The sequence below is a fragment of the uncultured Streptococcus sp. genome, from assembly GCF_963528215.1.
In the GTDB taxonomy this organism is placed as follows: Bacteria; Bacillota; Bacilli; order Lactobacillales; family Streptococcaceae; genus Streptococcus.
In genome coordinates, this window is record NZ_CAURVL010000004.1 from 105,678 (window position 1) to 119,646 (window position 13,969).

Sequence of the window (13,969 nt, forward strand, 5' to 3'; positions counted from 1 at the left end):
GAGTATGAAAAAAATTCTGTTTTTATTCCTACTCCTAAGTTCGTTTGCGGTGACGGCTGTCGCCGCAGATGAGCTGAAGGATAATCGTCTGCAGATAGATAATTCGCGGATTGAAAAAGAGCAAGAACTGAACTTTGGTGCACAATCGGAAGGCACCAAGTCTCTTTTCGTTGCTGAGAATCAGGAAAAAATTCAGGAAATGAAGCAGTATCAAAATAAACAGTTGGCCACAGAAGCGGGACAACTGTTTTCTGCTATACAGGGGCCGACGGATATTTACCATTCCAAGGAACTTTTTCAGCCAGGAACGGAAAAATTGTCCAAGCTGCAGACGAGTTTGAAAAGCGATGAAGAGAGCAGCTGGGATGATTTTCTGCCAGGAGTAGTCTACTTTGTAGCAGCCATACTCTTGGTCAGTATGACTGTCTTTGTCAGCTATCGTATCAGTAAGGGAGAAGTATAAGATGGAAGGACATATCAATATCACCCTCCGTTTGCGGGATAAGGACGTGGATATTCGCATTCCTAAGCGGATTGAGGTCCGTCGCTTCATTCGGGAGATTGATCAGATTTTCAATATCGAAGGAAAGCGCCATAAGTATCAGCTGCGGATTATTAACAAGGGGTTGATACTGGACGAGGGCAAGGTTTTGGCTGATTATCCAGTCACAACGGGAGATTTAGTAGAGATTGAGGAGATTTAAGGTGACTGAGGAAAAATTTGTATTTGCTGAACAAGAGTTTATCTATGAAAAAAATGACAAGAATTGGAGCCTAACGCTGAAGCGGTCGGATGTGGCAACGCAGGATTTGCGGGAGCTCTTGCTTTTGGACCTGCACCATCCACTTTTCTTGGAGCAGGAGACTAAGGCCGACCATGATAGTGTCTATTTCACCTATCAGATTGAGCCTTTGGGGCTGTCCAAGGAAGAGATTGAAAAGCGCACGATTTCTGAGCGGATTCGTCTGGCTCTTAATGTGTTTGCTCTAGAAGCTGCACTGGAGTTGCCAGTGACTTTTTTGCTGCATCCTAGTAATCTCTTTATTACCAAGGATGCGCAGGCGAAGATAGCCTACCGCGGTGTTCCAGGTATCATGACACCTCAGTCTATTTCTCGGGAGGACTTCTTGCGTCAGGCTAAGTGCTTTGCGGTGACGCTCTTTGCAGATCTGGACTTTATGGAGCTTTACAAGGGCTCATTAGAGCTAGAAAATCTGCCGGATTTCCTAGTGGAGCTGCGTGAGGCTGACAGTCTGGAAGATGCGGTTGCAGTTTTAGAAAAATCCTATCAGGAAAAGGCTGCAGAAGAAGCAGAGAAGCAGACACTGGTCTCCAAGCGCCAGCATAAGATTTTCAAACTGGCGACCATCTGGCTGACAGCAGCTGTTGTGATTTTGACCATTCCTTTGATTTACTTGATTTTCATACAAAATCCTTTCAAGGAAAAGTTGCTACAGGCGGATACTGCCTTTATCAAAGTGGACTACAGCAAGGTCATCGATGAGCTGGAAGGAATCTCTCCTAAGAGCCTGCCGAATACACAGAAATATGAACTAGCCTATTCTTATATCCAAGGTTTGGAATTTTCCGATGATCAGCGCAAGGTCATCCTGAACAATGTCACACTGAAATCAGATGATTTGTATCTCAATTACTGGATTCAAGTTGGACGTAATGATTTTGAAGATGCTTTGGACACAGCCAAACGGATTAATGACTCAGATCTGATCATCTATGCCTTGACGCAGGAGATGAAAAAGGTGCGTGAGGACGATAGTTTGTCTGGTAAGGATCGGGAGACTAAGCTTGAGTCCTTGGAAGGCGAGTATAAGAAGTACTGGGATAGCCGCAAGGAGCTTTTGACTGGTGATTCTAGCTCAAGCGCTTCTGGCGAGGAAGGTTCTTCAGGAGCAAGCTCTTCCTCCAGCAGTGAAGCGTCATCTAGCAGTAGCGCGAAGGAGTAAGTATGGGCAAGACAATCATCATCTATACAGACCATCTGCGCTATGAGCTGCAGCTGACAGAGGACAAGAAAGTTCTCCTAGCAGCGAGTGAGAAGGCTCAGCTTTACCTGCCTCATCAGGAGACTCCTATCCAGCTTCAGCTAGCTGAAGGTCAAGTCTTTTATCAGATGGGGGAAGAAACGGGTGTCGTAACTGACGGTATAGCCTTGGGTAATCTGACCTTGTATCAATCTGATTCAGAACCGGCTGTTTATGACCTACTGGACAGAAAAGAGTTACTCATCAGCGACCAGAAGGGGGCAGCTATCAGTCTGGAAGCGCCTTTGGAGTTGCTCTTGAAGCGAACGAATGATTCTTGGCTTTTGACCAAGATGCGAGGTCAAGTCTACCTCAATCACGTTGAGTGGACTGGAGACCAAATCCAGCTGGAAGCCGGCGACGAGCTGAGCTTGGAAGGCATCTGCCTCAAGGTCTATCCAGAAGAAATCTGGGTGACGGGTCCAGCTACGGTCAGTTCTAACCTGACCTTGCGGGGCGCTTCTCGCCATGGTTTCTATCCAGACTATCCTGACTATCACCGCTCACCGCGGATTATCTATCGGAGTTCAGAGGACAAGATTCAGATTGCTCCGCCAAGCAAGGAGCCTCAAAAGCCTAATGATGAGCTCTTGAGACTGATTGTGCCGCCACTTCTCATGGTTGGGGTGACGGTGTTGATTACACTGGTTCAGCCGCGGGGGATTTATATCCTCGTTACGGTAACGATGTCAATTGCTAGTGCAATCTTTTCGGTTCGCGGTTTCTTCAAAAACCGCAAGAAGTTCAAGGAAGACAAGAAGGAGCGCATAGATCTTTATCACCTCTATCTGAAAGACAAGGCTATTGAGCTAAACAAGCTAGAACGTGAGCAGCGTGATGGCATGCTCTACCATTTTCCAAACATTAATGAACTGACGGGTCTGGTGACAGACTACAGCCACCGCATCTACGAGAAGACACCGCTGCACTTTGACTTTCTTTACTATCGCTTGGGACTTGGCCAGGTGCCAACCTCTTATAAGCTGACATATGGTCAAGAAGAGCGGAGCGGCAAGAAAGATGCGCTGGAAGAGGAGGGCTATGCTCTCTACACTCGGCATAAGAAAATTCCCGATCTTCCTATCGTAGCTAATCTTAGCCATGGACCGGTCGGTTATATCGGTCCGCGCAATCTAGTCTTGGAACAGCTCCAGCTCTTAGTCATGCAGCTGGCGGTCTTTCACTCCTACCACGATGTACAGGTAATTACCATCATGCCAGAGGAGGAGCGCGACCAATGGGATTGGCTGCGCTGGTTGCCGCATGCGACTCTGCAAGAGCTGAATGTCCGTGGCTTTGTCTATAACCAACGGACGCACGATCAGGTCCTAAACAGCCTGAACCAGATCTTGAAACTGCGCAAGACTCAGAAGGAAGAAGCGACTCGGCAGGAAACGACCCTCTACAGCCCTCACTATGTGGTCTTGGTCACAGATGAAAAGCTGATTCTCGACCATATCATCATGGAGTTCTTTACAGAGGATCCAACTGACCTAGGCTGCTCACTCATCTTCGTGCAGGATGTGATGAGCTCGCTGTCTGAGAATATCAAGACGGTTGTCAATATCAAGGACCGCAACACTGGTCAGTTAGTCATGGAAGAGGGCATCCTCAGAGAAATTGACTTCCGCTTGGATCATTTCCCAGAAGGCTATGACAAGGAGCGCATCGCTAGGACCTTGGCGCCGCTCAATCACCTGCAGAATCTCAAGAGCTCCATCCCTGATACTGTGACTTTTATGGAGATGTATGGGGCTGAGACCTTCTCAGACCTGCAAGTCTTGCAAAAGTGGCAACAGAATGCACCTTATAAGAGCTTGGCGGTGCCTATCGGCCTGCGGGGTAAGGAAGACCTAGTCTACCTCAACCTGCATGAAAAGGCTCACGGACCGCACGGGCTGATTGCCGGGACAACCGGATCTGGGAAGTCGGAGACTATCCAGTCCTATATCCTGAGTCTGGCTGTCAACTTCCACCCGCACGATGTGGCCTTTCTCCTCATCGACTACAAGGGTGGGGGAATGGCCAACCTCTTCAAGAACCTGCCCCATCTCTTGGGAACCATTACCAACTTGGACGGGGCCCAATCCATGCGGGCGCTGGCTTCCATCAATGCGGAGATTCACCGTCGGGAGCGGCTCTTCAGAGAGTTTGAAGTCAATCATATCAACCAATATCAAAAGAAATTTAAAAATGGAGAAGCAACCGAACCCCTGCCCCATCTCTTCCTCATCTCGGATGAGTTCGCAGAGCTCAAGGTCAACCAGCCTGACTTTATCAAGGAGCTGGTATCCATCGCTCGGGTCGGACGTTCCCTCGGGGTACACTTGATCCTAGCGACTCAGAAGCCCTCTGGGGTGGTAGATGACCAGATCTGGTCCAACTCCCGCTTTAAGCTGGCGCTCAAGGTGGCAGACCGGACGGACTCGATGGAAATGCTTAAGACGCCAGATGCGGCAGAGATTACCCAGACTGGCCGGGCCTACCTGCAGGTCGGTAATAATGAAGTCTATGAACTCTTCCAGTCAGCCTGGTCAGGAGCAGACTACCAGCCGGATAAGGACGAGATGGGCATTGAAGACCATACCATCTATCTGATTAACGACCTAGGTCAATACGAAGTACTCAATCAAGACCTATCGGGTCTTGACCTAGCCGAGGATATCAAGGAAGTGCCGACGGAGCTGGAGGCCATTGTCAGTCAGATTCAACTGCTGACAGAGAGCCAGCAGATCCCACCGGTACCACAGCCTTGGCTGCCGCCGCTTAAAGAAAGAATCTATTCAACAGATTTACGTAGGGGAGATTTCAAAGAATTTTGGTCACATAAGAACCGACCTTTAAAAGCGGTGATTGGTTATGTGGATATACCAAGTCAACAAGCTCAATACACATTAGAACATGATTTTAATGAAGATGGGAATATTGCTCTTTTTGGTGGTCCTTTAACAGGTAAGTCTACTTTTATTCAAACTTTGACGATGGATTTGGCTCGTCAGTTCACACCTAATCAGGTGAATTTCTATTTATTGGATTTTGGGACAAATGGACTTTTACCGCTTCGTCAATTACCCCATGTGGCTGATACGATTATGATTGACGATCAGGAGAAAATTACAAAGTTAATAAATCGCATAAAAGGAGAAATTCGATACAGAAAAGCTCTTTTGCGTAAACACATGGTAGCCAATGTCAATCTTTATCAAGAAATCAGTGGGCATCAAATACCAAAGCTATTCTTCATGTTAGATGGTTATGATGCTATCAAGGAATCTCCACAGGTTATGGAATTAGAAGATGCTTTTCAAATTATCTCTCGTGAAGGTCTGAGTCTAGGAATATATCTGGTCATTACCGCTGGTCGCATAGGGGTTGTCAAAGCTGCTCTATTAGCTAGTATCAAAACTCGTATTTCTTTGAAATTAACGGATGATATAGATACTCGAAGTTTAATTGGTCGTACTCAGTTAATAATTGAAGATAAGCCTGGACGGGCAATGATAAAGCTTGATGAACCAGAAATTTTCCAAGTTGCTTTGCCAACCAAAGGAGATGACGCGTTTGAAGTAATTGAGCAAATTAGCTCTGAAGCAGGAATGATGTCAGAACAGTGGGAAGGAAGTCTACCTAAACCAATTCCGATTGTTCCAGAAGAATTGAGCTTCGATACTTTCGCGAAAACAATAAGCGTTCAAAAGGCTTTGAAAGAAAATAATCTACCACTAGGTTTAGACTTTGTCAATGTTGAAAGTGTACACATTCCTCTGAAAGGCTTTAAACATCTTCTGTATATAGCTAATGATGATGAACATTTGGAGAATATTACACGCCATCTCTTAGAAATATTTACCAAGCTCATTCCAAATAAGAAAGTCATGTTTATGGATGTAGACGATGAGTATGATGGTCAATTTGACTTATTTGCCCGTATCTCTGAACCAGAAACTCTTGAGGACATGGCAAATCAGCTTATGCTTGAGTTGGAGGATCGTAAAAAAGGTGAGACTGGACACGACTTTATCATCTTTATCCCTAATTTAGAGAAATTTGTTCAGGCAAGTGGCCTGACAGGCGAACAAGTATCAGCACTCTACCAAGAGGGATGGAAATACAATATGCATTTTGTTGTTGGTAGTTCTTATTCTTATATTAGCAATAATGCTATTGGCAGCCCTGCTCGTCAGGTTAAGGCATATAATCAACACTATCTTTTGGGAATGCGCTTAACAGATCAAACAATATTAGAAAAGCCTTATAACAGCAAGGAACCTTATTTAAATAAGGATGAGGTTTATTTATATGGACGTCCATCCAGCGTTAAACTTAAAATTACAATATAAAGGAGAACACTATGTCAGTAGGAACAACTCAGGGAGTAGGTATTCAATCTGATCCGACAGCTGTTCAAAACTATGCAAATGGAATTGTCTCAGCTTATCATTCAGTAGGAAAAGAAACTGCTACAAAGGATTCTATCAGCCAATATGCTGCTTCTGGAACTATTAGTAGTCATATTGACAACGAAGTTAGTGCAAGTGAGCAAGCAGCACAGCAATCTATTGACTTCATTCAGGTTTTACATGGTATTCATGCAGAGTTTCAAACAACAGATGCAAAGATTGCCAATTATATTAACAGAAATACAGGGCCAGTCGAGTCAGGAACTGCTGGTAGTAATTCAGGAAAGAAGAAAAATAAGCAGTTATTTAGTGAGGGAACTAATTAATAATTGTTCAACTAGAAAGGAACATATATGGTAAAGGTAAATTACGCTAGCCTGCAGACACAGTCTTCCACGATGTCGTCTGCCTCACAGTCACGTGTAGCAGGCTTCAATCAGTTAATTAGTGCCTTTGACAGCTTCGGCGGCAGCGGCGGTGAGCTGATAGGAACAGGCTATGATGCAGCCCGTGCATATGCGACAAGTGTCATGAGTCCTTATTATAAAGGGTGTATTCTCTACTCTGAAGCAGTTGCGGATGCAGCGAACACACTGGCGGATAGTTATGTGGCTAAGTGTGGAGCTGAGAATTTAGATGAGGAACAGCTGCAAGCGGAGATTGATAGTGCAACGAGAGGTTGTATGGGGCTCAGCGCTTCGATTTCTGGTCTTCAATCTAAATCTAAACCAGCTGCAGGAGATGCGGAAAGAATTGGTCGCTTACAAGAACAGCTTACAGCAGCGGAAAACCAACTGACTGCTGCTCAGAAAAAACTGGATAATCTGAGGGCATTCAGTGCGGAGTCTCCAAGTGCCTGTGCCTCGGCAGATGGTTATCAGGGCTTGGTTTCTAAGGCTATGTCAGGTATTTCAGTCTCCTTTGGCGGTGGTGGCTTTGCTTTGCCGGAAGACTTATCTTGGGTGAGTGATGTTGAGCAGGGCTGGGCAGATCGGGAGATAGCCTTGGAGAACAACTATTTATCAGCACTGGATAAGGTATATAGTGGCGAATCTCTGACTGAAGCGGAGCTGACAGCGATAGAGCGATATGCGGCAGCCTATCCAGACCGGGTGGATGCTTCTGCTTTAGAGTACGTACAGCAAGCACGTCAGGTCAAGGCAGAGGAGATGAAATATCGCTCTATCATTGACAAGGTGGATGCAGGGAAATCTTTGACAGATGAGGAAACTAAATTTTTTGAAGAATATAAGAAAAACCATCCAGATGTTCAAGTGAACAGTGATTCAGTGACTAAGGAAATAGGTGAGAAAAATAAATATAGTGCTGCACTAGAAAAATTAAATAATAATAAAGAATTAACCGCTGCAGATGTAAAAGCGATTGAAAAATATTTAAATTCTCATTCTGACGTATCTTTGAGTGATGGGGATAGAAAAAGGTTTGAAGCTGCAAAAGTTACTGTTAATTATAAACAGGTTCTTTCAAAAGCAAAGAAAGAGGGTACATCAGCTGTCTATACTGAAAAAGAAATCCTAGCTCTCAGAGCCTACTATCAAAGCCATCCTGATGAAAAAGTACCGGATTATTTAGCAGAATCTTTGAATCATTTTAATACCACAGGATTAGCTGAAGGGATGGATGTTTCCTTTAACCTTGCAGATGGTTATATTCAATTCACTGGGGGAATTATAGAAACTGCAGAAACAGTTAATGCAATTGGTAATGGAGCATGGACTGGTAACAAAACTTGGGATAAAATAAAAAGCCTCAATGAGGCTGTGGGAAATTCTGATAATATGAAATTATTAGATAAAGCGGATGACCTTGTGAACGTGGCTGATGATGCCGGAAGACTTACGAAGCTAGGTGGGAGTGTTAGCAATCATTTAGGTAAAATGGGTGTTATTGGTTCGCTGGCTTCGGGTGTATCGACTTATCTAGAGCGAAAAGATAAGTATGGTGATGAGGTTGCTCTGCAAGATGCGGCAGCCCATACTGGAATTACTGCAACTTCAACTATTATCGGTTCTGTCATTGGCTCAGCCATACCAATTCCTGTTGTTGGAACGCTTATCGGAGCTTATGCTGGAACAGTAATAGGGAATGCGCTTTCTACAATGTATGATGAATCAAGACATGAGAAACTTGAGTTATCAGACCTTACTGATGGCAGTATATTTAAACTATGGTGATTGAATATGAGAAAAATAATTTTTATTGGACAGAGCGGTGATGAAGCCGTCTACTATAACACGCGAACAAAAGAGGCTTTGGCAGCCGATAAGAGTGTCTTGTTAAATACGGAAGGGGCTAGGAAGACTAATAAGGCCATTATTCCTTTGATGTTGGTTTTCATTTTCTTAGGTTTGATAGGGGGAATGGTAGCTATACCAGCTTTTTCCGGTTTTCGATACAGCAGCTGGATGGTTCCGCCTTATATCGCTGCCCAGTTCTTTGTCTGCTTTGGCTTTATATGGATGATGGAAGAGGCCTTGTATAAAGAAGTGAAGCAGGTTCAGGGGGCAAGTTCTCAACAGTTTGCGAAAGCCGTTGATTCAAATCTGTTTTGGGAGAATTTTAGCAAGAAAAAAGCGACATTTGGGAAGATGATAGTTTTTCTAATAATACAGTTACTAATTATATTTTTAGCATTTATAGGAATTGCTACCATACCAAATATTGTAAATTCATTTATAAGGCAGGAGAAATTTGATGCACAAATTTTATTTTCATTATTGATAGGTCTCTTTCCTGCCTTGTTGTACCTTTTCTTATTCCAAAACAACCCCATCCGCTGGTTGTTAGCCGTGCGGAAGTATGAGCAAGGGAAAGTGATATTTGCAGAAGAAAAGGAGAAGAAACATGAGTGAAACACTATTACCATTGGGAACAGTGGTTAAACTAAAAGATCAAACAGAACTAATTATTATCGGCAGGGGTTCGCTAGTAGAACAAAATCAAGAACCTGTATATTTTGAGTATACAAGTGTTCTTGTACCAACTGGTTATCAGCAACCCAATCAGCTTTATTTCTTTAATCACAGTGATATCCGTGAAGTCGTATTTATGGGATATAAGAATGATGCTGAAATAGAATTTGAATCTAATTTTTATCAGCTAGTTAAAAAGGCTGGTTTTAAAAAAGGAGTTACAGAGCTATAAGTTCGGTTAGATGATTTAATGATTATTTTAAAAACTATACTTCTGTTTATACAAAGTATAGTTTTTGATTATTTAATTTTAAGAGGTTATAATGAAAAAAGAAAAATCGAAGCAAGATCAGCTGGACGAGTTACATCGTCGTCAGTATGAACTGCAACATAAAATAGATGATTTGGATGTTGAATATCGTCAATTTAAGGTGACGCGGGAGGATGTAATGTCCTCACAAGGCAGCGCCCTATTTCACTTTAAGAACTTGTTGGATATAGGGGTGACTTCGTCACATTCAGCATTCTATCATTATCTTTTAGATGATATTGAGGCGACTACACGGACGCTGGAAGTTGACTTTGAGGAAGAAGACAAAGCGATTAAGAAACGTTACCAAGCTTATCAAACGCAGTTAACTGCTCTGCATGATCAGCGTAAAAAACTGGAGCGTGATAAGCAATAGGTTGATAAAGTTTTAGCTAAAGATTTCAGCAATCTAAATTCACTAACAGAAAGGAAGTATATGGTAAAGGTAAATTACGCTAGCCTGCAGACACAGTCTTCTACGATGTCGTCTGCCTCACAGTCACGTGTAGCAGGGTTCAACCAGTTGATTAGTGCCTTTGACAGCTTTGGCGGCAGCGGCGGTGAGCTGATAGGAACAGGCTATGATGCAGCCCGTGCATATGCGACAAGTGTCATGAGTCCTTATTATAAAGGGTGTATTCTCTACTCTGAAGCAGTTGCGGATGCAGCGAACACACTGGCGGATAGTTATGTGGCTAAGTGTGGAGCTGAGAATTTAGATGAGGAACAGCTGCAAGCGGAGATTGATAGTGCAACGAGAGGTTGTATGGGGCTCAGCGCTTCGATTTCTGGTCTTCAATCTAAATCTAAACCAGCTGCAGGAGATGCGGCAAGAATTAGCAGTTTACAAAATCAGCTTACAGCAGCGCAAAATCAACTGACTGCTACTCAGGAAAAACTGGCCAATCTGAGGGCATTTAGTGCGGAGTCTTTACTTGCCTGCACCTCAGCAGATACTTATCAGCTCTTGATTTCTCAGGCGATGTCAGGTATTTCAGTCTCCTTTGGCGGTGGCGGCTTTGCTTTGCCGGAGGACTTAACTTGGGTGAGTGATGTTGAGCAGGGCTGGGCAGACCGGGAGATAGCTTTGGAGAACAACTATTGGTCAGCGCTGGATAAGGTATACAACGGTGAATCTCTGACTGAAGCGGAACTGACAGCGATAGAGCGATATGCGGCGGCTTATCCAGAACGCGTGGATGCTTCTGTTTTAGAGTACGTACAGCAAGCACGTCAGGTCAAGGCAGAGGAGATGAAATATCGCTCTATCATTGACAAGGTGGATAATGGAACTTTGTTAAATGATGAAGATAAAATTTTCATTGAGGATTTTAAAAAGAAGCATCCGGATTTTCAGTTACATATAAGTTTAGAGAAAGCGATTCAGGAAGAAAATTTATATGAGAAACTTATAGTTAAGGATAAAAAAGGAGAGGAACTAAACAAAGAAGAATTAAATTTTTTAGAAGTTTTTTATAAAAAGCATCCTTCCTTATCCATTCCACATACAATCTCAAAAAAATTGAAAGCCAAGAAATTCTATGATCAAATTGATAGGTATAATTTAGCTGAACTTGAAGAAAAGTATAAAGGTTTGATAAATGAATATTCAAGTTATCGGCAAACTGGTAAATTTTTCCCTCAAAGGAAAGGTTTAACCCCTATTCAAATTGAATATATTTATTTTCGCCATCAATTTTTGACTAGCTTGGGGGATACTCCTCTTGATGAAAAACAGCGAAACAATAAGATGTTTGAGAACTTGAGGGACTCAGATAAGAAAGAGATAGATGAGTTATCGGCTGGAGAGTTGAGTTCTAGACATATAGAATTTATGAATAGCAGGATAGGGTTAGAATTGGATTATCTAATGATGTCTGATGCAGATAAGGCTAAGAAAGACTATAGTTACTATCGCTTTAACCAGTTGATGAAAGAACAGCCTATTGATTGGCGTGATCCAAATTATATAACAAAGCGCAATGCATATATTCTTGAAACAGGAAAAAATCCAAGTACTAATGAACCGGCTACAGAAGCTGAAATCATTACAGCAAAAAACTATGGATGGGTCAAAGCTATTCCAGATACGGTTGCTTGGACAGATATGATGGTTGGATCTTATGTGGGGTATCAAGTCTACAATGGGAAGCCAATTTATGGATTGGATACAGATTTTGCGGGTAGGATTAAGATTCCAAGCACGAGGATTCAGCCGGTAGTCAAGCCTCAGCCTGCACCTAAGAATTTAGATGTTGATGGACCAGTAGTAAATAATATTCAATCTAAATATCCCGATTTGCAAACTTATGAATATAATTCATATACAAATCCTGGTCCACTAAATGATTTAAGAGGTCAGCCTAATGTTAATTTTTATGGGGGACGGTATGATGTTGAAGTTTTGAAGTCTCCTAAAATATTATACAGAGCTGGCGACCAAAGCAATCCGCTAGGGCAATGGTTTACAGAATCAGCCCCACATTCTGAGATAGAAGTTAGAATAAATACGGCAGTAAAACCAATTTGGACAGATCGTTCAGGAAACTACACTGGCAGCTCTCCTTTAAATACAGTTTACGAAATAAAAATACCAGCTGGCACAACAATATACAGAGGACCTGTTGCGAGTCAAGGAGGCATCTATCAAGGTGGTTTGGAATATGAACAAATTTTTATTGAAACTCCGTGGAAAATAGAAGGTGTAGAGGTTATTAGCTCAAAACCATTAAATTAGTGAGGAAAGAAATGAAACGAAAAGAATTATTAGATAATATCAAATTAATATTACCACTATTAAATCAGTACAATGATGGAACAATTCATGTACAAATTTCATTTTTACAAGGATTAGAATGTGCATTGGAAAATGGTGACTCACTTCCTACAATAAGAGAAATTAAAGATATCCTTTATCCTCCAAGAGGGGGTCTATCAGACTTTTTTGTTTGGAAGAATGATTATTTGGAACGACTAAAAATTAATGAAGAAATTGAAGCCTATAATAATAGATTATGGGAGCTTTTAAATCAAATAGAAAACTTGGAATCATAGTAAATGCATCAAATTTTAAAATTAGAAGCATTTCCTCAATCTCATACAAGAATTCCAAGAGGAAAAGAAGCTTCTGCTTTTTATGATTTTTGGAAGCCCGGAGGATGAACTTTCCCAGGCAATATGCTAGAAGAAGTTATTGATGAAGTTCCGTGGGGAAAATTTATAATTAGACAATTACGATGTAATTAAAATGAGTTGGACAAAAATAACATAGGAAAAATTTGATGACTTTAAGAAGATTGAGACACCAAAGGATTACGATTTTCGAATACATGAGGGGAAATACTATACTTTTGGAAAATTTGGAGTAGCTTCAGTTCGTCGTATCTTTGAAATTAGTCCTTCTGCTTTTGATGAATATCAATTAGGCAGGAGGACGGCAGGAGAAATTGACTTTAAAGCACAGAATGACCGTTGACCACCAACGGAAGAAGAAAAGAAGGCTAGTGAAAAACAATTCATAGAAGAGAGCCCTACATCATTAATTTATTTACCTGAAACTATAGATTTATTTACTCAAGAAGAGCTTGAAATATTAAGTCCGCTTGCTGAGCAAATGTGGATTGACTGGATAAGTAAACTTCCTGATTATTATGTGACACCATTAAAATGACTTGTGAGAAACTTGTTTATACACTGATGATTGGAAGCAATTTCTTGTTTTTACATCAAACATCAATCTCTACGGTCAGATCATCTTGAGTGTGGGAACCTACTTAGTGGAGGTATACAGGATTTCCTTCAGACTCACGTCAAGTAATTATATGAGTCCGTCTCTATCAAGTTATTGATTTGCTAAAAGAAAGCTATTCTGTATCTGGAAATGTCTTTATTTTTCGCTCATTTTTATCCTGTTATTTTTAAAAATACAAAATTTTCCACTCCCAACCACCCCCTTATGCTATAATAGTCTATAGAAAGTCGAGGAAATGATGAAGAAAATACTGTTGGTGGCCCTGGTGCAGGGCTTGGCTATCTTTGTGATAACGGGTCTGCTTTGTTTATTTATGCGGGGGGATTTTTTCTTCCGTGCTTTGGCGCCGATTTTTGGTCTGGCGGCAGGAGGATTTCGCTTCTTGACAGCCATGGTGACAAAAGCGTTTGCGCCTAGTCTCTACGAGAATCGCAAGAAAAAGGAATAATCTATAGAGTAGACAGTGGGTCTGAGGTCTTTGCCTCAGGCCTTTTGTTATAACTGTCAGCATTAGTCATGTGATGCTTTAATA

12 protein-coding genes and 1 pseudogene are annotated in these 13,969 nt (G+C 42.0%); all 13 read left to right on the forward strand.

What is annotated here, in order from left to right:
• The first annotated feature begins 4 nt into the window (after nt 1–4).
• The 13 genes and pseudogenes from essA to RWS24_RS03125 all read left to right on the forward strand — a co-directional run bounded on the left by essA (nt 5) and on the right by RWS24_RS03125 (nt 13,885).
• Nucleotides 5–463: a type VII secretion protein EssA gene (essA, locus tag RWS24_RS03065; protein WP_002907520.1), complete on the forward strand. Its 459-nt coding sequence runs from the start codon at nt 5–7 to the stop codon at nt 461–463.
• Nucleotide 464: 1 nt separating this feature from the next.
• Nucleotides 465–704, forward strand: coding sequence for an EsaB/YukD family protein (locus tag RWS24_RS03070; protein WP_002894139.1), 240 nt, complete (start codon nt 465–467; stop codon nt 702–704).
• 1 nt (nt 705) lies between these two features.
• Nucleotides 706–1,965 carry a type VII secretion protein EssB gene (essB, locus tag RWS24_RS03075; protein WP_314365277.1) on the forward strand — a complete coding sequence of 420 codons (1,260 nt, stop codon included), beginning with the start codon at nt 706–708 and terminating at the stop codon, nt 1,963–1,965.
• A gap of 2 nt (nt 1,966–1,967) precedes the next feature.
• Nucleotides 1,968–6,383 (forward strand): type VII secretion protein EssC, encoded by a 4,416-nt coding sequence (gene essC / locus RWS24_RS03080; protein WP_314365278.1) that lies wholly within the window; start codon nt 1,968–1,970, stop codon nt 6,381–6,383.
• Nucleotides 6,384–6,394: 11 nt separating this feature from the next.
• Complete coding sequence (locus tag RWS24_RS03085; protein WP_125378274.1) at nt 6,395–6,769, forward strand: TIGR04197 family type VII secretion effector; 375 nt, start codon at nt 6,395–6,397, stop codon at nt 6,767–6,769.
• A gap of 72 nt (nt 6,770–6,841) precedes the next feature.
• Nucleotides 6,842–8,638, forward strand: coding sequence for a glycine zipper domain-containing protein (locus RWS24_RS03090; RefSeq protein ID WP_314365282.1), 1,797 nt, complete (start codon nt 6,842–6,844; stop codon nt 8,636–8,638).
• A 6-nt stretch (nt 8,639–8,644) separates the two neighbouring features.
• Entirely contained in the window at nt 8,645–9,316 is a 672-nt protein-coding gene (locus RWS24_RS03095; protein ID WP_314365283.1) for a hypothetical protein, read from the forward strand.
• Nucleotides 9,309–9,608, forward strand: a complete 300-nt coding sequence (locus RWS24_RS03100; protein ID WP_314365285.1) for a DUF4176 domain-containing protein — start codon at nt 9,309–9,311, stop codon at nt 9,606–9,608. The genes RWS24_RS03095 and RWS24_RS03100 overlap by 8 nt, the downstream gene beginning before the upstream one ends.
• A gap of 91 nt (nt 9,609–9,699) precedes the next feature.
• Nucleotides 9,700–10,062, forward strand: coding sequence for a hypothetical protein (locus RWS24_RS03105; RefSeq protein ID WP_314365286.1), 363 nt, complete (start codon nt 9,700–9,702; stop codon nt 10,060–10,062).
• A 60-nt stretch (nt 10,063–10,122) separates the two neighbouring features.
• Nucleotides 10,123–12,423 carry a hypothetical protein gene (locus RWS24_RS03110; protein ID WP_314365287.1) on the forward strand — a complete coding sequence of 767 codons (2,301 nt, stop codon included), beginning with the start codon at nt 10,123–10,125 and terminating at the stop codon, nt 12,421–12,423.
• An 11-nt stretch (nt 12,424–12,434) separates the two neighbouring features.
• On the forward strand, nt 12,435–12,740 hold the full coding sequence (locus tag RWS24_RS03115) for a hypothetical protein (RefSeq protein WP_003007809.1): 306 nt from the start codon (nt 12,435–12,437) through the stop codon (nt 12,738–12,740).
• 241 nt (nt 12,741–12,981) lie between these two features.
• Nucleotides 12,982–13,356: pseudogene (locus tag RWS24_RS03120) on the forward strand (hypothetical protein).
• Nucleotides 13,357–13,672: 316 nt separating this feature from the next.
• Nucleotides 13,673–13,885, forward strand: coding sequence for a hypothetical protein (locus tag RWS24_RS03125; protein WP_314365289.1), 213 nt, complete (start codon nt 13,673–13,675; stop codon nt 13,883–13,885).
• Nucleotides 13,886–13,969 lie beyond the last annotated feature (84 nt).

Excerpts from the sequence above, each read along its gene's own strand:
- RWS24_RS03115 (WP_003007809.1), top strand. The coding sequence starts at position 12,435 with ATGAAACGAAAAGAATTATTAGATAATATCAAATTAATATTACCACTA.
- RWS24_RS03105 (WP_314365286.1), top strand. The coding sequence starts at position 9,700 with ATGAAAAAAGAAAAATCGAAGCAAGATCAGCTGGACGAGTTACATCGT.
- RWS24_RS03070 (WP_002894139.1), top strand. The coding sequence starts at position 465 with ATGGAAGGACATATCAATATCACCCTCCGTTTGCGGGATAAGGACGTG.
- essA (WP_002907520.1), top strand. The coding sequence starts at position 5 with ATGAAAAAAATTCTGTTTTTATTCCTACTCCTAAGTTCGTTTGCGGTG.
- RWS24_RS03095 (WP_314365283.1), top strand. The coding sequence starts at position 8,645 with ATGAGAAAAATAATTTTTATTGGACAGAGCGGTGATGAAGCCGTCTAC.
- RWS24_RS03125 (WP_314365289.1), top strand. The coding sequence starts at position 13,673 with ATGATGAAGAAAATACTGTTGGTGGCCCTGGTGCAGGGCTTGGCTATC.
- RWS24_RS03085 (WP_125378274.1), top strand. The coding sequence starts at position 6,395 with ATGTCAGTAGGAACAACTCAGGGAGTAGGTATTCAATCTGATCCGACA.
- RWS24_RS03090 (WP_314365282.1), top strand. The coding sequence starts at position 6,842 with ATGTCGTCTGCCTCACAGTCACGTGTAGCAGGCTTCAATCAGTTAATT.
- RWS24_RS03110 (WP_314365287.1), top strand. The coding sequence starts at position 10,123 with ATGGTAAAGGTAAATTACGCTAGCCTGCAGACACAGTCTTCTACGATG.
- essC (WP_314365278.1), top strand. The coding sequence starts at position 1,968 with ATGGGCAAGACAATCATCATCTATACAGACCATCTGCGCTATGAGCTG.
- RWS24_RS03100 (WP_314365285.1), top strand. The coding sequence starts at position 9,309 with ATGAGTGAAACACTATTACCATTGGGAACAGTGGTTAAACTAAAAGAT.